The organism is Nostoc sp. ChiQUE01b (genome assembly GCF_034531255.1).
In the GTDB taxonomy this organism is placed as follows: domain Bacteria; phylum Cyanobacteriota; class Cyanobacteriia; order Cyanobacteriales; family Nostocaceae; genus Nostoc.
Genome location: NZ_JAVRBM010000123.1, coordinates 1 through 19,106, shown reverse-complemented (window position 1 = coordinate 19,106; position 19,106 = coordinate 1). Strand labels below are relative to the sequence as shown.

Sequence of the window (19,106 nt, the reverse complement as noted above, 5' to 3'; positions counted from 1 at the left end):
TTCCTAAACTTCATCAATATGGTGTTTTCTCATAAATGACTTAGGATTGCTATATTAAGTTTACTTATATTTGAGGGGACAAAACTGGGGTCAATCATCATCAAAGAAAATGGCTGTAACCCCTACTGGTTAAGCATTTCAGTGAGGGTTGCCCCTGGTTGCACGAACCTTCTATTTACGCCTAGTTACAGAATATATGACAAGTATGTTAGTATATATTATTTTCTTGTCTCCCCTTAACTATAATCCGCTCAATAATCTCTTCCGGCAGTTTATAAAGATTAGCAATCTCACTAATAGTAGCAATTCCTAACCCAAACATATCCCTAATCTCCAAAATTTGCTTATTATTAAGGATTTTTCCATCCAAATTATCTACATTTGTACCAGATATCTCTGGCTGACCAAACTCATAAATTCGCAAACCCTCTTTATATGGAAGTGCGCCTTGTACATAAGCACACTCAACCCAAATTAATGCTTCTTCGCTACGATTCTTGCCTATAGGACAAAGACGGTAATGCCTTCTTCTGTGGTAACTACTAAACTGCCTTTTAGGTTCAGTAATACTGACCACTTCTGATTGTTGAAAGTTATCAACTTTACCTATCTCGTCACTCGAAAAAACTCCTGTTCGACAACTACGCTTACCACACATTTTAACTAGCGAATATCCCTGCTTATCTATTTTTAAAAGTGCTTTACTCCTTGTATTTGCATCATCTGATTCTAATTCTTTACGCAAATTATTGGGAATAAATCCAGGTATTTGTTCTGAAATTTCTTCAGTAAACCGATAATTAGTTGTGTAAAATATAGCATTGATAACTAACTTTAAAATTTTTAATATAAATTTATAACACTTATGATCATGAAATTCTTCAAATTCATAGAATAAAAAATCGTTCAAGAATTCTATATTAAAATCAACATCAATTTTATCAAGTAAATTATTCTCATCTAGATAATGAAATATGGCTTTTTTATGAGAGGCAGAAGTATCTATTATCTCCCAGTCTAAAGCTTCCCCAATAGTTATATCTGGATTAATTAAAGGAATTCTTACAGAAAGCGCTTCGGTCGGATACTCCAGCCAACTATCACTCAAAACTGGAAATTCTGGAGAACCAATTAATGCTAATTCAAAACCACCACTAGCTATTTCTTTTACATATACCCCCTCCAAGTAATATTTATTTATTTGCTTACTTTTTGTTGACAACGAACATAAAAATTCACTGTTGACTACATGTCCAAGTTCTAACTCTAAATCTTTTTGCAAACCAAAATGTAAATAAAAAGCTGGATATGGCAGTTTGACATCGCGTAAAGGAATTTTTTTTATATTTGTATTCTTAAAAGACTCTAATAAACATTGAGGAAAATCAAAAATATTTTTGCCTAAGTTATAAAAGTTTACAAAATCTAATGCCAACTTTAATTCATGGAGAATGTTGGCTTTCCAAGTGTAGACAACAGATGAATATTCATCATCAATTATCTCTGTACCTAAAGATTCTGGATTGAGAGCTTGATTTGGAACTTCTGTGAAAGTCTTTTTCAGATATTTTGCATAAGTTGTATTACCAGGAGTGTCGCATACTATCTCAGTAAAGAATTCATAAAAATCAGTTTGCAATGTACTAGTATTAAATATCTCCGCTGAAGGTAAAACAGTAAAATCTACTAGTTGAGCAGCATATATTTGTTGATATTTATTGACAAATTTAGGTAAATACCTGCGAACTAGAGCATACCGATAAGGAAAATACTTTTGTTGTCTTTTAAATCCCTTAAGAGTCTTAGAATCTATTCCCAATAAAGGAGAGGCACTCATATACAATCCTAATTGACAAATTTCTTGTACCAACAATATTCAATATCGCTTAACCCTTAAGCGGAAGTAAAAAATTTGTAAAGGTATGCCTTCAAAGTATTGTATTTAGTTGATTAAAACAGAATTCAGTAATCATTATTCAGTATGAATTGGAATCCTAATGTCGAACCCGAAGAGCGGATGAATAAGTGTGAAATACTGCGCTAAATCGTTCAAGTAAACTCTCTGGTAGGAGAAATTTAGCAGTCTATAATTAGCTGCGATTCTGTAGCAAGATCCCGTAGTATATCTGCCACTTTGTTGTTCTGAATTCTTCCTCAACTAGGTGAGATTTTTATTTGCGCTCTGCTTAAGGATTTTGTAGATACTGATTGAACAAATCTTAGTGGATAATACATTCTACAAATTAGAAATGCAAAGCAAAATCAAGAATAATACAGAGTCAATCAGAATTTTCCTGTAAACGGTCTATTTTACTGGTAATTTGCTGTAGTTCTTGAGAAAGTGACTGTAGCAGGAGTGATTGGGCTGAGTGTAAAAAGAAATGATCGCCCTTGAACATTTGTAGTGAGAATGCAGCATTTGTCTGCTCGCGCCAAGCTTGAAGTTCATCGCAATTAGCCTCTTGATCCTGTAAGCCACCAAAAGCAGTAATAGGACAATCAAGTGGTGGCTCAGTAGTATATACATAGGTTTCTAGAACTTCAAAGTCTGCTCGTAGAATTGGGACAAGAAGTTGCATTAATTCGGCATTTTCCAGTAGTGCTTCGGGAGTACCATTGAGACGGCGTAGTTCTTCTATGAACTCAGGTTCACTGAGAGCATGGATAGGTGGATCTGGATCGGGAATTTGTGGAGCACGGCGGCCGGAAACAAACATGTGTACTGGTTCAAGACCGTACTGTTTGCGGAGTAAACGGGCTAGCTCAAAACTGACAACTGCTCCCATGCTGTGACCAAAGAAGGCAAATGGCTTGTTTAAATGTGGAAGCAAGGCGGGAGCAAACTGATTCCTTGTCAGCGCTTGGGCGATCGCACCGACAAGAGGTTTTAGCCGCGAAAATGGGGCTGACTTCATCTGGGTTCCTCGTCCAGGAAGTTCAATAGAGCAAACTTCGACAGTTTTAGGTAGACTCTCAGCCCATGTGCGAAAAATGATAGAACTACCACCTGCATAGGGAAAGCAGAATAAACGCACTGAAGCATGAGGATTAGGTTTGGTATATGTTAGCCAGGAGTTAAATGTTTGTGCAGTTGTCATACTTTCATGTCGAATTTCTGTTGCTTCGGTCAAGAGTCCAGAGTTTTTTGACCCTTCACTCTTAACCTTGGACAACCTTTACGAAAAATCAAATGTGTTATGATTTACCTCCAGCAGCTTCTTCCATTTTCTTGCGAAGGCTAAGTGGTCTCATATCAGTCCAAACTTCTTTAATGTAATCTAGACATTCTTGTTTCAAACCACTTTTGCCAGCATCCTTCCAGCCGAGTGCGTTTTCTCTGTCAGCAGGCCAAATGGAATACTGTTCTTCATGATTGACTACAACTTTGTAAATTGTTGTGTCTTCTTTGTCGTCTTGGTACATAATTTATCTCCGTGGTATTTAATTGGCTATGTTTTCTAAGATTTGATAATCCAGTACTTTACTACAAGAAGATCCATCAACCTCAATAATTTGCACGGGGAAATCTCACGATTCCACTGCTTCAAGATGTCCCTTACCTTCTAAACTTGCCAGTTCAATATCTGCAATACATCGAACTTTCACGTAATTCAATGTCAAGTTCCCAACCAGATGAACCCTCCCTGTTTGATGCTCAAAGTCAGCTTCTTGCAAATTAGATGCTTCTGGGTCGAGTCTGACACCTAAATCAGTACCTCCGCTAGTATTCATGAATTTGATATGTACGTACCCTCGGTCAATACTTTCTTTCAGTGCTGTAGCTGTTTTTTCGGGTCGTAAGCTTGCTTCAACAGGATGTTCCCCGGATGACAAACGTTGCACTAATTCATTCATACAGATGTCTCCCTCTTAAGAATCACTTTTGTTTTGATTTGTTGATGCTTGTACTTTTACTGGCTCGTAGACTGGAATCTCAAATGCTAAGGTTTTGTGGCAAAACTCTTTCCATTCGGGAGTTATATTGTCAAAAATGATATTCTCATCCTTGAAAATCCCATCAGTCACTACGTAATTTTCTTGTAGGTAAAGAAAGTCATCATTAGTTAACTCTCTATTACTTTCGACTTCCTTACCCTCAACTGATTTGTTTTCTCTTTTTGCATTTTCAGCATACTCAGTCCACTGACTGAACTCACGTAATTTTTTCAAAGAGTAAGCTTTGCAATACTTTCCCATTGTTGCCATAGTAATACCTCAGTTCACATTCTTTTGGACAGTGATGTTATCAGGCTATGTTTTAACAAAACAGAATTCAGGAGCCAGAATGGGCTAAACCTTAGCTATCCGCTAACAGAATTGAATTCTGAATGATAAAGCGAATAAATAAAGGGGTTTAAGTCCCCCACTAAATCTGCATGTTTAGTGGTCAACTGTCGTAGTGGCGGGTCTGAATCCCCCACTTTCTTGTTCTGAATTCTGCATTCTTCTTCAATATTTCAACAAAATTGGCAGAATTGGTCGTGCATCAAGATTTTTTTCTCTGATACCCTCGTCAAAGGTCAACTCTAGTAGTGGAGATTCCCCTCGTTCAATAGCGACAGCACTATGTGTACTAAGCAGAGTCATAGCATCAGTCAAATGTTTGTCGCTATTAATTGTGATTTTTACGCTCGTTAGTTTTTTTACACCCAAGGGATGAGAAATTAACTTCTGATGCGCTGTTAATGATGGATCAAGCCAAGCTGTCAGAGCAATACTGTCAGGAATCATAAAGCAAAAAGGTTCTTCCTGATTTACAAGATTTTCTGCTGCAAAACTAATAGACATCTGCGTAGGCGTAGCCCGCCGTAGGCATCGCATCCACTCAGACCAGTATAAAGTTGAATGGGATCGCAAGTTGCCATGATTAAACTTCCTACGTAGAGCGACACCAAAGGGTGATGCTCTTGTATGCTGCCCATGAAGACGATTTAGTGTATGAACGCCTGTGTTTACAGACTGCTGTTCCACTAAATGTTTATCTTCTATCCAAATTAACTCAAGATAGGTATTCTCAAAAAAAATTATTTTTGAGGCTGTTCCTTGTTTGAAATGTTGCACCGCCTGATTAGAGCAGTGAAGACCAAGTTCTTGAAGAACTGAGATGCTTTCAGTGTCTTTGGTCGTACAGACAAAAATGTGATCTACTTCTAGAAAAAAATCATCCACGCTTACCTGGGGTGACGTTGTTTGCATAGCAACTAATTCTCAGCTTTGATTTTTCTTGCTGGACTCAAATCTAGACTCTAGCTAGATAAAGAGATTTGCCTTGCTCAGGAACCCATGTGTGGAAAGTTAACTCTTAGTATCTAAAAGTTATGCCTTAGAAACTATTTTGGCTAAACTCTATTTACCTGTACTAAAACAAATGGAGTTGTTGGAAGTGTAATAGATTACTTCTTCCACAGGTGTTGTGCCACTAGTTAGGAATATTACTTAAGTTGAACTATGCATAATTTTGGTATTAGAAGCTAGTTTTTACTTTTTGTCATTGTCAATAAAGTTAATTCACTAGATTCAAAAGCTTTGCAAACTAAAAAAGAATCAGGGTTTGTGCCCATGTTTGGAAAACTGGCAATGATCAGTGGTTGCGATGGCGCAAAGCACCCGCAATATGCGATCGCTCTTCAGTCAATCCATAACAAAGTTAGCCAACAGGTAGATTCTAAGGTGATTTTAGAGGATTGTATTGCCCATCCCAAATCAAGGGCTGGTAAGACCTTTGGAAAACTTTTTGATCTGCTGAATTTACTTAATAATAAAGATTATCATTAAGTTTAGAAAATATCAAGCAACTTACTTCACATCTTTCCTCATTCTTCTCCTTCTTGAGCGTGATTATTATTCTTGTTATGAAAAACTATGCCCACAAAGGGAATGGGGAGCAGAGGTATAGGGCACACAGGAAAGACTTACTGCCTTATACCTCTGCATCTTATGCGCTTGCGCTATGGCGCTTTCAATAAATTTATTTCTATATTTAGACGTATTGACAAAAAACATTTAAATTTAACTTTTCACGGATGATAATCAATTCATAATTAACTATGATAAATTTTGTGTACAAAATAGTTTAGATAAATTGTGAGCAAGTTAAAAAAACAGAGCGAAGTAGTCACAGGCTTCGACTATGAAAATTTGGATTCTGAACAGCGAATTGTTGTTCAGCAACGAACAGGAGAAATTAAGGAGCGCTTACGACGTTCCGCACAGGATATCTGGGAAATTGGTCAAAAGCTGGTTGACGTGCGTTCTCGGCTCAAACACGGACAGTTTGAGACTTGGCTGAAAGCTGAGTTTGGTTGGAGCCGACGGACAGCTTATAATTTTATTAACGTTTATGAAACATTGGCTGAACGTGCAAATTTTGCACAAATAGATATTGCCACGTCTGCGCTCTATCTTTTGGCAGCACCATCAACTCCACAAAACGTCCGCGAGGAATTTCTACAACGTGCTCAGGAAGGCGAAACCATAACTCATAAGAGTATTCGTCAAGTAATTGAGGACGAGAAATCACAGTCTATCTCTACTCCTGCTTTGCCTGAGCCATCACAACCACTCACTTCTAAGAAGCCGGAAATCCTGGCTATCATTCCCAAGGAGCCGGTTAATGGTGAAACACCAGCTTTAGAGGTGACTATAGCAACGTCATCCTCAGTCTCACCTGTTGTTGTGAATCCTAATGAAATTCAGTCAAGTTGGTTTTTACTAGAAAAGCAACATTTTGTCTTCTGTGGTGATACAGCTTCACCACAATTCATCGAGCGCATACCCTTTGCGGCTCTTGCCATTGCCATTACCTCCGATGACTGGGATCATGATTGGTTAATTGAACGGGCGAAAACTGTGATTATCTTTCCGGAATCAGATTTAAAGGAGCAGCTGATTGAACAGCTAATCAAGATGTTTTCGGCATCTGGGGATATAGTGATTTTTCCCTGGCTACCAAGTAGGGATATGATAGAAATGGCTCATCAGCTAAATAGGCGAGTATTTGCGGGAGATCCCAGCATTGAGCGTTGTCGTCAGGCGATCGCACAGTCCCAATTAAAATCTGAGCCATTGGACTATCCTTGAAAGTCGCTGACTGTTTCCAGCCGTTGACATCTATCAAAAGTCATAGAATATTTTGATATATAGTCTAAAATGACACATATTTCAAATATTGATAATTATTTGCTATTAATTACAGGATTGCCAAATGCCACATTCCCTAGTAATGTAAGAAAGTCTAAATGAAAATAACTAGCAATATCAAAGCTTGCATTGCTGACTTACTAATTTCGCCCTGTCTTCCCTAGAGCAATTGAGGTTTGTTTAAGAGTTTTCCCAATTGAATTAAATAATTCTCTAAAAACACCACCTTGAGTAAGAAAGAGGTATGTCAAAGTAATTCGTAATTGATAATTCGTAATTCGTAGTTGCAATCAGTAGCGGCTTGTACCCTCTACTGATTGAAAACCAAGCCTCTAAGAGATTTTGGTGGAGGCTTGTACCCTCTTAATTACTAATTACGAATTAGTAATTATTTGGTCTGTTTAAGGTTTGCTGTATTTAAGTGGATTTTTAAACTAAGATACCCACAACAACGGACTCAAACCCTTGTTCAGCCAGGAGTGAGTGTGATATTAATTTTGCAACTATTGTTTGCCTGCATCTGATTAACTAAGGCATAATAATGACCCAAATTATCAATAAATTTCCAGAAATTCCCTCTCAGTGTGCAACAATCGTTGATATTCTGCGCGATCGCAGTTTCAAGATGCCGCACAGACAAGCTTTTACTTTCCTTGAAGATGGAGAGACTCACGAATTAACCCTGACTTACCATGAATTGGATCGGCGTAGTCGGGCTGTAGCAGCTCAACTCCAAGCTCTTGGTTTGAGCGGTGAGCGTGCCATATTACTGTATCCTTCTGGGCTGGATTACCTGATAGCATTTTTCGGTTGTCTATATGCTGGGGTAGTGGCAGTTCCAGCTTATCCACCTCGCAATCAACGTAAAACGCCCAGAATACAAGCTATTAGCATAGATGCACAGGCAAGTATTGCTCTCACCACCACAGCAATGCTCCCCACATTACAATCAATACTCACACCTGAAACAAAACAGGGAAATTTTCACTGGCTGACAACTGACAACATCGCACAGGGTATAGAAGATTCTTGGCAACAACCTGCAATCAATGGGGATACCCTAGCCTTTCTGCAATATACATCAGGTTCTACAGGCACGCCAAAGGGAGTCATGCTCAGTTATGGTAACCTGCTGCACAATGCCGCTGTAACTTACCAACTCATGGAACATTCACCCAGCAGCAAGTTTGTATCCTGGCTGCCTGTTTACCATGATATGGGGTTGATTGGTGGGATTCTGCAACCTTTATATGGTGCTTTTCCTTGTATCTTAATGTCGCCAGCATCTTTCCTACAACGACCTTACCGCTGGTTGCAAGCAATTTCCCGCTATAAAGGCACAACGAGTGGTGGCCCCAACTTTGCCTATGAACAATGTGTTCAAAGGATTACTCAAGAACAAAAAGAAACTCTTGACTTGAGTAGTTGGAATGTCGCGTTTAACGGTGCTGAACCAGTCCGGCAAGATACTCTTGAACTATTTGCAACCACCTTTGCAGAGTGTGGCTTTCGTTCAGAAGCGTTCTACCCCTGTTACGGTATGGCGGAAGCAACTTTGATAGTTTCTGGTGGGAGCAAAACAGCCTTAGCTCAGGTAAAAACTATAGAGAAATCTGCACTTTCACAAAACCAGATAGTTGAAGCAACTCCCCAGAGTCAAGATATCCAAACCTTTGTCAGTTGCGGTCAAACTATTCCTCAACAGCAAATTGTCATTGTTAATCCTGAAACATTAACTCGCTGTTCATCAGATGAAGTTGGGGAAATTTGGGTATCTGGCTTCAGTGTTGGTAAGGGTTACTGGAATCGAACAGAAGAAACAGAGCAAACATTCCATGCCTATCTGAAAGACACAAAAGTTAGCGAAGCGGGACGAAGTCCGGGGCCCTTTTTACGGACTGGTGACTTAGGCTTTTTGGACAATGGTGAGCTTTTCATTACAGGTAGAGCAAAAGATTTAATTATTATTCGCGGTCGCAATCTTTACCCGCAAGATATAGAATTAACCGCAGAACACAGCCATCCATCCTTACGTTCCGGTGCTAATGCAGCATTTACACTAGAGGTTAACAACGAAGAAAGGCTGGTAGTTGTACAAGAATTAGAGTTTCGCGCCAAGCCAAATTTAGCAGAAGTAGTTAGTGCAATTCGGCAAGCAGTTACTGATGAACATGAAGTACAAGTTTATGGCGTACTTTTAATTAAACCAGGTAGTATACCTAAAACTTCCAGTGGTAAGATTCAACGTCGTGCAACTCGCGCTCAGTTTCAAAATGGTGAACTGAATGTAGTTGAAAGTGACATTCTCAAGATTAGTGATATTGCCAGAAACGAAACTCAATTACAGCGTTCTGAACTTTTGGCGCTTTCCCCAAGGGAGTGTCAACCGATTCTAGAATCATATCTGATTGAACTTTTGGCGAGAGTACTTTCAATTGCAACAGATGATATTAATCCACAAGAACCATTAAGCACGCTGGGACTTGATTCTTTAAAAGTATTTGAGTTGAAAAACCGGATTGAGGTTGATTTAGAAGTAGAAGTATCGGTAGCAGACTTTTTTGAAGGGATGAGTACGCTCACGCTAGCTACAAAGATCCTCGCTCAACTGACAACAGATGTAATACCCTCAATATCCCTTACCCAACAAGATAAAAACACATCTATTTATCCTCTATCCTTTGCCCAGCAGGGATTATGGTTTATCAATCAGCTAACTCCCGATACTCCTACATATAATATTCCTATAGTTATTAACTTCAAAGGTTGCATTAACTTAACAGCTTTAGAAGATAGTCTTAACGAGATTATTAGACGGCACGAAGTCTTACGGACAAGCTTTACAGTGTCCGATGGACAACCAACCCAAGTTATAAATCAAGCGCCACCTTTTACTTTGGCGGTTGAAGATTTGCGTGTATTATCAGAAAGCGAGAGTCCTCAAGAAGCACAACGTTTGGCTATAGAATTCGCACAGCAGCCATTTGACTTATCTGCTCAATCGCTTTTGCGTACTAAAATTTTACAATTAGATGATAAGAACTATCAATTATTGGTCACTCTGCATCATATAATTGCAGATGGTTGGTCTATTGGTCTTCTGATTAAAGAACTAACTGCACTATATGAAGCATTCTCAACAGACAAACTCTCTCTGCGTTCGCGCAGCGTGTCGCAGACAGACGCTCTTGCTAGCTTGCTTCCCCAAAGGGGTACGCCAATTCCTGAATTACCCATTCAATATGGAGATTTTGTCAATTGGCAACAAAAATGGCTTGATAGCGATCGCATTCAACCAAAACTTACCTATTGGAAACAAAAGTTAAGTGGTGAGCTGACTGTACTGAATTTACCAACAGACCGGCCGCGATCGCCAGTTCAAACCTTCAACGGCGCTCAAGCGAAATTAGTTCTTTCCCAAACTCTGACAAAAGAGCTAAAAAATTTGAGCCGTCATTCGGGAGTAACTCTGTTTATGACCTTGCTTACAGCCTTCAAAACCTTGCTGTATCGCTATACAGGTCAAACTGATATTTTAGTAGGTTCGCCAATCGCCAATCGTAACAGAGCAGAAGTTGAGTCGCTAATCGGATTTTTTGTCAATGTTTTGGTGTTGCGTACAGACTTATCTGGCGACCTGAGTTTTCAGGAGTTACTAGCGCGGGTAAAGTCAACAGCTTTAGAAGCATACATTCATCAAGACTTACCTTTTGAGAAGCTAGTAGAAGAACTACAACCAAGCAGAGACTTGAGCTACAACCCACTCTTTCAAGTGATGTTTGTTCTCAAAAATGTTCCAAAACCCAATATAAGCCTATCGGACGTATCAGTTACTTATGAAGAAGGTTACAACGGGACATCTAAGTTTGATTTGACATTGTTTATGGAGGATTCCGAGCAAGGGTTAATTGCAACTTGCGAGTACAACACGGATTTATTTAATGCAGATACTATTACCCGAATACTGGGACACTTCCAGACTTTACTGTCAAGCATAGTTAGCGATCCCCAACAACGAATTTCAGACTTGCAATTACTAACACCATCTGAAGTACAGCAATTATTAGTTGAGTGGAATGATACCAAGACAGATTATCCTCAAGACAAGTGCATTCATCAATTGTTTGAAGCACAGGTAGAAAAAACACCAGATGCGATCGCAGTCGTCTTTGAAAACCAACAATTAACCTATCAGGAGTTAAACGACCGAGCAAATCAGCTAGCACGCTACTTACAAGAACTAAGGGTAAAGCCAGAAGTAATTGTAGGTGTCTGTATGAAGCGCAGCCCAGAAATGCTGATTGCATTGTTGGCTATTTTAAAAGCAGGCGGGGCTTATGTACCACTAGATCCAGCCTATCCCCAGGAACGCTTAACTTTCATGCTAGAAGACAGTCAGAGCAAGGTACTGCTGACTCAAAGCCATCTAGTTGAATTGTTTGCTAAATCGAATGTGTGTGTTGTCTGTATCGATAGAGATTCACAATTACTTAGCCAACAGAATACAGAAAATCTGTTGAGTCAAGTAAAACCTAATCATCTAGCTTATGTCATCTACACTTCTGGTTCTACAGGTATACCAAAAGGTGTTGCTATAGAACATCAAAGTTGTGTTGCTTTATTAACATGGGCAAGAGAAGTTTTTACAGATGATGACCTTGCTGGAGTTTTAGCATCAACCTCTATTTGCTTTGATTTGTCAGTATTTGAACTGTTTGTTCCTGTGAGTTGGGGTGGTAGAGTGATTCTTGTCGAGAATGGTTTGCACTTACCTTCATTGGTTGCTGAGGTAAGCTTGGTTAATACAGTCCCAAGCATCATTGCAGAATTATTACAAGTAGATGGTTTACCCCCTTCAGTCAGGACAGTTAATCTTGCTGGTGAACCACTGCAAAATCAACTTGTGCAGCAGATTTATCAAAATCATCATATTCAGAAAGTCTTGAATCTTTATGGTCCCTCTGAAGACACGACCTATTCTACATTTGCTCAAGTAAATAAAGGAGATAACAGGGTAACTATTGGCCGTCCCATTGCCAATACACAAATTTATCTATTTGATACTAAATTACAACTTGTACCAATTGGTGTCCCAGGAGAAATTTATATTGGTGGTGCTGGTTTGGCTAGAGGTTATTTAAATCGACCAGAGTTAACAAAGGAACGGTTTATATCTAACCCGCTCAATAATCAACTTAACTCACGACTATATAAAACTGGAGATTTAGGCCGTTGTCTACCAGATGGAAATTTAGAGTACTTGGGGCGAATTGATCATCAGGTCAAAATGAGAGGATTTCGGATTGAGTTAGGTGAGATTGAGAATGCATTGCTCAAACATCCAGCAGTGCGGGAAATTGTTATTTTGGCGCGAGAAGATAAACCAGGTGTTCAGCAATTGGTGGCCTATATTGTTTCTTTGTCAGACGAAATACCCACAATTAGTGAATTGCGAAACTATCTCAAAGAACTCTTACCTGAGTACATGATACCCGGTATTTTCATACTCCTAGACACCTTACCACTTTTGCCTAACGGAAAAGTAGATCGTCGTGCATTACCTGTGCCAGAAGCCTTGCGTCCAATATTGACGACTATTTATGAAATACCCCAGTCGGAAATGGAACAGCAAATAGCAAAGCTTTGGCAAGAGGTGCTACATCTAGATAAAGTAGGTATTCATGATAATTTCTTTGACCTGGGTGGGCATTCACTACTGATGATTCAGGTTAATCATAAACTGCGTGCAATTTTGCAGCGAGATATATCAGTTGTTACTCTATTTCAAAACCCAACTATTTACTCACTGGCACAGTATTTAAGTCAAATAACAGAGGAAAAATTATCTTTTAAGAAAATACGCGATCGCGTGCAAAAGCAAATAGAAGCGCGTCAAAAACAAAAAAATTATTTATGAAGCAACTTGTATTAAAAATAATTTAATTGAGATGTTTACCACGAATGTCTCGACAATATTCAGGCGGTTATTAATACATCTGAAGGTTTTTAATTTCATACTACGGGGATAAATAGAATGCTAGTTTTAGGTTTTACTGGAGGATTTGAGCTTATTTTCGAAGAGCGACATGGATATTCTGATGTTTTTCTTCACGATGCAGCGTGTGTTTTAGTTGAAGATGGAAAAATAGTCTGTGCAATTGAGGAAGAAAGGCTCAATCGAATCAAGCATACAAATAAATTTCCCTTGGAATCATTGCGTTTCTGCTTAAATAGTTATGGCGTACAACTACAGGACGTAGACTTGATTGCATTTTATAGCTCAATGGAATACGCTAAAACATGGCTTAAACTACTTTTTTTAAAGAATGCCCAGTTAACGACAATTGAGCCAATAACCTTTTTTCAGAATCTTTTCCGTAGAGGATTAGGCTGTGAAATAGATCCAGATAAGTTCTATTTTGTTCCTCATCACTATGCACATGCAATAAGCGCTTTTGCATTTTCTGGTTATGAAAGTAGCCTCATTACCACATTCGACGGACGGGGAGAGAATAGTTCTGGTATGATTTTTGAAGGTAAGGGGACAATGCTTAAGCAAATAACTGATATCCCTATCTCGAAATCTCTTGGTAGTTTCTATGTTGACATAATATCTTTTTTGGGCTACCGCCAATTCGATGAATATAAAGTGATGGGATTAGCTCCTTATGGAAACCCAAAAAAGTATAGAGACTTACTCCAAACATTCTATACATTACTTCCCAACGGAGATTATGAAATTCACCAAAATAGGATAATCTCACTTTTTGATTTAGGCATACCACGCCGAAAAGGAGAACCTTTCACACAAACTCATAAGGATATTGCTGCATCACTCCAAGAAGCCTTAGAGAATATAGTTTTTCATGTGATTCAACACCAAAAACAAGAAACCAATTATAAAAATCTTTGTCTCACAGGAGGAGTAGCTCACAATTGTACTCTTAATGGGAAAATATTGCGCTCTGGAATGTTTGAAAATGTATTTGTTCAGCCTGCTGCTCATGATGCTGGCTGTGCCTTAGGGGCAGCTTTCTATGCCTACTATCAGGTTAATCCAATGGCTAATAAGCCTTCTAAGCTTGAGCATGTTTACTGGGGAACAGATATCGGGAGTTGCTCCTCTATTTTGAACCAATTGATGCAATGGCAAGATTTTATTACCTTCGAGAAATTGGACAATGTTCCCGAACAGACAGCAAAGTTATTAGCAAACGGTTCTGTTGTGGGATGGGTTCAAGGTCGATCTGAATTTGGACCTAGAGCTTTGGGAAATAGAAGTATTATTGCAGATCCTCGTCCGGAAGAAAATAAAAGTCGTATTAACAAAATGATTAAAAAGCGGGAAGGCTATAGACCTTTCGCTCCGTCTGTTTTAGAAGAGGATGTGCATGACTTTTTTGAAGTTCCAGATAATCAAAAACAGCTTCCATTTATGATATTTGTGGTTAATGTTCTAGAAGAAAAACGCAACCTATTGGGGGCGGTGACTCATGTTGATGGAACAGCAAGAATACAAACTGTATCGCGGAAAACAAACGAAAGATATTGGAACCTAATTGATTCTTTTAAAAAATTGACAGGTGTTCCGATTTTGCTTAATACGTCATTCAATAACAATGCTGAACCAATTGTAGATTCGGTTGAAGATGCTATAGTTTGTTTTTTAACTACAGGATTAGACTATACCGTTGTGGGAGATTACCTGATAGCAAAAAAGGATGTATCATGGTGGAACTATATGTCTCTTAGACTTTTTCTTCCCCTTCATATTTCGTTGCATCAGGTTAAGAAGTTTGATTCAGATGAAAAGTTGGAAAATTACTTCTATATTAAGAATAGCTATGAAAAAGAATCTCAAGTAGAAGTATCAGCCGAAATTTTTCATATTTTGACGTTAGCAAATAGTGATAAGACTATAGAAAGCCTCCTCAATCAATATGGTGATACAAAAGAAGGAAAAGCTAAAGACATCATTCATGAATTTATAGAATTATGGTCTCAGCGCTTAATTATCCTACGACCATAAGTGATTGATTGAGTGAGAAATTTGGAGTTTGTCAAAAATGCTTAATAGCCCTTCTCGTCTTTGGCAGTTATTAGTACTTTCTGCAAAAACTGACTCAGAATTAAAAACTGCTACTATAAATCTTGCAGATTATTTGAGACAGCATCGTGACCTCAACCTTCGGGACGTTGCTCATACATTGCAACGCGAACAACAGGCTTTTAAACATCGAAGGACAGTTGTTTGTCAGGATATAGAAGATGCTCTGGTTGCACTTGAAGATCCAAAGCGGGTACTTACTAACACCCAAGAAACAGAAGAACGTCCTGTAGCCTTTATGTTTCCTGGACTTGGTACTCATTACGTCAACATGGCTTGGGAACTTTACCAAGTTGAACCCGCATTTCGCGCATCAGTTGACTACTGTTGTGAATTTCTTAAACCTCTTCTCGGTCAAGATTTGCAAGATGTAATCTATCCACACAGAGCTTCTCAACAAGACCAGCAGTCGGCTCAAGAGAGTTCTCCAGGCCTAGATTTACGAAAAATGTTAGGTCGCAGCCAGACACCAGGCGATGCAAAGATGGTGGCTGCAACATCTTTACTTAATCAAACTCACCTCGCTCAACCAGCCATTTTTGTCATTGAATATGCCTTAGCACAGCTATTGATATCCTGGGGAATTCGTCCGGTGGCAATGATTGGGTATAGTATTGGTGAATATGTAGCAGCAACTTTGGCAGAAGTTTTATCTTTAGATGAGGGTTTAAAACTGATTGCCGCAAGAGCGCAAATGATTCAAAAGTTGCCAGGTGGAGCGATGCTTGCAGTTCCACTTTCACAAACAGAGATATCCCCCCTACTCAATGACAAACTTTCACTCTCTGCGGTCAATGGCCCATCTATGCGTGTAATTGCAGGGGAAACTGATGCTATAGAGGTTTTAGAACAACAGTTAACTAAAAAAGGTTTAGCTTGTCGCCGTCTGGAAACTTCTCATGCTTTTCACTCTCAGATGATGGAGGCTGCTACTGCTGACTTACGTGAGTTGGTAAAAACATTTAACCTCCAACCACCAAAAATTCCTTATATATCTAACGTTACAGGAACTTGGATAACAGCAGCATCAGCTACAAATCCTGATTATTGGGTTAAGCATCTGTGTCAACCTGTGTTGTTTGCTCCAGGTATGCAAGAGTTGTGGAAAAAACAGTATCCCATTTTATTGGAAGTAGGCCCTGGGCAAACTCTAGGTAGCTTTGCGCTGCAATGTATAGAAAATAATTCAGCAGTCAGTCAGATTATTTTACCCTCTCTCAGATATTCTTACGATAAAAAACCAGACTTAGCATTCTTACTTAAAACATTAGGTAGGCTTTGGTTAGCAGGAGTGCAAATAGATTGGGTGGGATTTTATGCTCACGAGCATCGTTATCCTATTCCTTTACCCGCGGATCTCTTTTAACGCCAATACTACTTTAAATACAAGAATCTACAAGTGGAGATCAGTTGAAGTTATGAATATTCAAACAGTAGGTGTTGTTGGTGCAGGGGTGATGGGTATAGGGGTTGCACAAGACCTTGCTCAAACAGATCATCAAGTTATCCTAATAGATATTTCTGAAGATATTCTGGATAAAGCTAAACATGAAATTAGGAATAATATCCGCTTTCAGGGTTTTTTCAAAAAAAGCGTAGGCGAAGTCAGCCAAAGGCATCGCCAAGAAACTCCAGATGGTATCATTGAAAAAATAGAATTTTCTACAAACTATAAAATTCTGGAAAATGCAGATTTTGTAGTTGAAAATGTCACCGAAAAATGGGATATTAAAAGAGAGGTGTATCCTCTACTAGATTCTATTTGTCCAGCAGATTGTGTATTCTCTGCCAATACATCAGCAATTCCCATCACTCGCATTGCTTCAGTCACCAAACGTGCCGATAAAGTGCTTGGTATTCACTTTATGAATCCTGTGCCAATGAAGCCGATGGTAGAGATGATTCGCGGGTATCATACCTCTGAGCTAACAATTGAGACATCAAAAAAAGTCCTGGCTCAGATGGGTAAAGAATGTATCATTGTTAATGATTCACCAGGTTTTGTTTCCAACCGCGTGTTGATGTTAACTATTAATGAAGCTGTTTTTCTGTTGCAAGATCAAGTCGCTACAGCAGAAGATATAGACAAAATCTTTAAAAGCTGTTTTGGTCACAAAATGGGACCTTTAGAAACAGCAGATTTGATTGGACTAGATACAATTTTATTTTCTATCGAAGTTTTGTACGAAAACTTTAACGATAGCAAGTATAGACCATGCTCTTTGCTCAAAAAAATGGTAGATGCGGGATTACATGGTAGAAAAAGTGGTAAAGGGTTTTATGTCTATCAATAAATAGGACACATCAAGACTAATGAATGAAATTCAAGCTCAAATCAAAACTTTTCTTTCTAGATTTTTCGGTAATCATAACTTACAGCAAGATGAAGACATTTTTGCTCTGGGGTTTGTCAACTCTATGTTTGCCATGCAACTTGTTTTATTTGTAGAACAAGAGTTCCAGATTGCCATTGAAAATGAAGACTTGGAGTTTGAAAATTTCCGGTCAATTAACTCTATCACCAATTTAATTGAACGTAAAACTGCTCTCATAATTTATAAATGAATGTGAAATTAACATTCATTCCATCTATATGGCAATAGCCATCAAAGAAAACTTCCACTGAAAGCAAGTAAGGATTTTAGAGTTTTTATGAAAGTTCAAGCTAGTGAATCAATTTCAAAAATTAAAAGTCCTAGTACAAAACAATTTTTAGATATTTGGAAACAATATAAACCTTTTTTAATCGAAGATGTTGCTGAACATTGGGATGCTTGTAATAATTGGTCTAATGATTATCTGATAAATCACTGTGGAAACAATATGGTTTCTGTACGTTTTTATACGAAAAATTTTTTTAATGATTATCAGAACTTTGCTTGTGAAGGTGGTGATTATGATACTCTTGAAAAAGAAATGAAATACCAAGAGTATATAAAGGATTATCTAGAAAATAGAGTTAATAAAAATAAGAATAATTATGATTTTTTAGGATGTTATTTACCTCAGGCATATTTTGAAGAGCGGTTTCCTGAAATTGTTGGAGATGTAACTTATCCAGAATACTTAAATAGAAAGCCAGTTGTCTTCTTATGGCAAGGTTTCTCAAGTAAAAACTTTTCTTCAACTACTAACCTTCACTTTGACGGATTTCATAATATTTTTGTTCAAATTCGAGGTAGAAAAAGAATACTTTTATTTCCACCTTCAAATTATTTGTCATTCTATCCGCCTCTTGAAAATAGTGTTGGCATACCAGAGTTTAGTAAGGTCAATCCGGATGTCCTAAATTTAGAATTATTTCCAAAGTTTCCTTGGGAAGAAAAAATTGAAGTCATACTTCAACCAGGAGAAATGCTCTATATACCACCTTTTTGGTGGCATTATGTTACAGCAGTAGATGAAAATATATCATTATCGTTTTTCTACGATATTAAAATACGAGATATTTTCAGACAAAAAAACATGTTATCAACTATTTTAAATATCGCACCTCATTTTCTTTATCATGCAGTCTCTTCTCGAAGGACTCTAATGAATTTTATGTCTTTCATTAAAGGTAGCTTGGTTGATGACAGGTTACCAGGTTAAGAGGAAATTAGTTTGTTAAAAATGTTGGAGTTTGTATGAAAATTCAAGCTAGTAAATCAATTTCAAAAATCAAAAGTCCTAGTACAAAACAATTTTTAGATATTTGGAAACAATATCAACCTTTTTTAATTGAAGATATTGCTGAACATTGGGATGCTTGTCATAATTGGTCTAATGATTATCTGATAAACCACTGTGGAAATAATATGGTTCCTCAATACCTTTGCCAAAACAAGAGTATGAAGAGAGAGGGCGCTCTGTAGTAGAG

Annotated in this window: 15 protein-coding genes; 9 read left to right on the top strand and 6 right to left on the bottom strand. The window is 38.2% G+C overall.

The window, feature by feature from the left end; all coding sequences use genetic code 11:
- Window positions 1-208: 208 nt before the first annotated feature.
- The 6 genes from RMY63_RS38580 to RMY63_RS38555 all read right to left on the bottom strand — a co-directional run bounded on the left by RMY63_RS38580 (window position 209) and on the right by RMY63_RS38555 (window position 5,196).
- Window positions 209-1,837 (bottom strand): hypothetical protein, encoded by a 1,629-nt coding sequence (locus tag RMY63_RS38580; RefSeq protein ID WP_322733723.1) that lies wholly within the window; start codon window positions 1,835-1,837, stop codon window positions 209-211.
- A 442-nt stretch (window positions 1,838-2,279) separates the two neighbouring features.
- Window positions 2,280-3,098, bottom strand: a complete 819-nt coding sequence (locus RMY63_RS38575) for a thioesterase II family protein (protein WP_322731226.1) — start codon at window positions 3,096-3,098, stop codon at window positions 2,280-2,282.
- Window positions 3,099-3,195: 97 nt separating this feature from the next.
- On the bottom strand, window positions 3,196-3,423 hold the full coding sequence (locus RMY63_RS38570) for an MbtH family protein (protein ID WP_185563727.1): 228 nt from the start codon (window positions 3,421-3,423) through the stop codon (window positions 3,196-3,198).
- A 105-nt stretch (window positions 3,424-3,528) separates the two neighbouring features.
- Window positions 3,529-3,855, bottom strand: a complete 327-nt coding sequence (locus RMY63_RS38565; protein WP_322733722.1) for an MbtH domain protein — start codon at window positions 3,853-3,855, stop codon at window positions 3,529-3,531.
- A gap of 15 nt (window positions 3,856-3,870) precedes the next feature.
- Window positions 3,871-4,206 (bottom strand): hypothetical protein, encoded by a 336-nt coding sequence (locus RMY63_RS38560; RefSeq protein WP_322731191.1) that lies wholly within the window; start codon window positions 4,204-4,206, stop codon window positions 3,871-3,873.
- Between the two features lie 243 nt (window positions 4,207-4,449).
- Window positions 4,450-5,196, bottom strand: a complete 747-nt coding sequence (locus RMY63_RS38555; protein WP_322731192.1) for a VOC family protein — start codon at window positions 5,194-5,196, stop codon at window positions 4,450-4,452.
- A gap of 330 nt (window positions 5,197-5,526) precedes the next feature.
- Here RMY63_RS38555 and RMY63_RS38550 point away from each other — a divergent pair, with 330 nt between their 5' ends.
- The 9 genes from RMY63_RS38550 to RMY63_RS38510 all read left to right on the top strand — a co-directional run bounded on the left by RMY63_RS38550 (window position 5,527) and on the right by RMY63_RS38510 (window position 19,101).
- A complete protein-coding gene (locus RMY63_RS38550; RefSeq protein ID WP_322731193.1) occupies window positions 5,527-5,775 on the top strand; it encodes a hypothetical protein in 249 nt (82 codons plus the stop codon).
- A 309-nt stretch (window positions 5,776-6,084) separates the two neighbouring features.
- Window positions 6,085-7,080: a DUF3102 domain-containing protein gene (locus RMY63_RS38545; RefSeq protein WP_322733721.1), complete on the top strand. Its 996-nt coding sequence runs from the start codon at window positions 6,085-6,087 to the stop codon at window positions 7,078-7,080.
- Between the two features lie 601 nt (window positions 7,081-7,681).
- Window positions 7,682-13,057, top strand: a complete 5,376-nt coding sequence (locus RMY63_RS38540; protein ID WP_322733720.1) for a non-ribosomal peptide synthetase — start codon at window positions 7,682-7,684, stop codon at window positions 13,055-13,057.
- A gap of 117 nt (window positions 13,058-13,174) precedes the next feature.
- On the top strand, window positions 13,175-15,169 hold the full coding sequence (locus RMY63_RS38535) for a carbamoyltransferase (RefSeq protein ID WP_322733719.1): 1,995 nt from the start codon (window positions 13,175-13,177) through the stop codon (window positions 15,167-15,169).
- Window positions 15,170-15,206: 37 nt separating this feature from the next.
- A complete protein-coding gene (locus tag RMY63_RS38530) occupies window positions 15,207-16,613 on the top strand; it encodes an acyltransferase domain-containing protein (RefSeq protein WP_322733718.1) in 1,407 nt (468 codons plus the stop codon).
- Window positions 16,614-16,665: 52 nt separating this feature from the next.
- Window positions 16,666-17,541 (top strand): 3-hydroxyacyl-CoA dehydrogenase family protein, encoded by an 876-nt coding sequence (locus tag RMY63_RS38525; RefSeq protein ID WP_322733717.1) that lies wholly within the window; start codon window positions 16,666-16,668, stop codon window positions 17,539-17,541.
- Window positions 17,542-17,560: 19 nt separating this feature from the next.
- On the top strand, window positions 17,561-17,812 hold the full coding sequence (locus tag RMY63_RS38520; RefSeq protein ID WP_322733716.1) for an acyl carrier protein: 252 nt from the start codon (window positions 17,561-17,563) through the stop codon (window positions 17,810-17,812).
- Between the two features lie 87 nt (window positions 17,813-17,899).
- Window positions 17,900-18,838, top strand: coding sequence for a cupin-like domain-containing protein (locus RMY63_RS38515; RefSeq protein ID WP_322733715.1), 939 nt, complete (start codon window positions 17,900-17,902; stop codon window positions 18,836-18,838).
- Between the two features lie 35 nt (window positions 18,839-18,873).
- A complete protein-coding gene (locus RMY63_RS38510) occupies window positions 18,874-19,101 on the top strand; it encodes a hypothetical protein (RefSeq protein WP_322733714.1) in 228 nt (75 codons plus the stop codon).
- Window positions 19,102-19,106 lie beyond the last annotated feature (5 nt).

What these genes read in the sequence shown, in the direction of transcription:
- RMY63_RS38515 (WP_322733715.1), top strand. Translation starts at nt 17,900, where the DNA reads ATGAAAGTTCAAGCTAGTGAATCAATTTCAAAAATTAAAAGTCCTAGT.
- RMY63_RS38510 (WP_322733714.1), top strand. Translation starts at nt 18,874, where the DNA reads ATGAAAATTCAAGCTAGTAAATCAATTTCAAAAATCAAAAGTCCTAGT.
- RMY63_RS38555 (WP_322731192.1), bottom strand. Translation starts at nt 5,196, where the DNA reads ATGCAAACAACGTCACCCCAGGTAAGCGTGGATGATTTTTTTCTAGAA.
- RMY63_RS38525 (WP_322733717.1), top strand. Translation starts at nt 16,666, where the DNA reads ATGAATATTCAAACAGTAGGTGTTGTTGGTGCAGGGGTGATGGGTATA.
- RMY63_RS38540 (WP_322733720.1), top strand. Translation starts at nt 7,682, where the DNA reads ATGACCCAAATTATCAATAAATTTCCAGAAATTCCCTCTCAGTGTGCA.
- RMY63_RS38560 (WP_322731191.1), bottom strand. Translation starts at nt 4,206, where the DNA reads ATGGCAACAATGGGAAAGTATTGCAAAGCTTACTCTTTGAAAAAATTA.
- RMY63_RS38530 (WP_322733718.1), top strand. Translation starts at nt 15,207, where the DNA reads ATGCTTAATAGCCCTTCTCGTCTTTGGCAGTTATTAGTACTTTCTGCA.
- RMY63_RS38580 (WP_322733723.1), bottom strand. Translation starts at nt 1,837, where the DNA reads ATGAGTGCCTCTCCTTTATTGGGAATAGATTCTAAGACTCTTAAGGGA.
- RMY63_RS38575 (WP_322731226.1), bottom strand. Translation starts at nt 3,098, where the DNA reads ATGACAACTGCACAAACATTTAACTCCTGGCTAACATATACCAAACCT.
- RMY63_RS38535 (WP_322733719.1), top strand. Translation starts at nt 13,175, where the DNA reads ATGCTAGTTTTAGGTTTTACTGGAGGATTTGAGCTTATTTTCGAAGAG.
- RMY63_RS38565 (WP_322733722.1), bottom strand. Translation starts at nt 3,855, where the DNA reads ATGAATGAATTAGTGCAACGTTTGTCATCCGGGGAACATCCTGTTGAA.
- RMY63_RS38520 (WP_322733716.1), top strand. Translation starts at nt 17,561, where the DNA reads ATGAATGAAATTCAAGCTCAAATCAAAACTTTTCTTTCTAGATTTTTC.
- RMY63_RS38570 (WP_185563727.1), bottom strand. Translation starts at nt 3,423, where the DNA reads ATGTACCAAGACGACAAAGAAGACACAACAATTTACAAAGTTGTAGTC.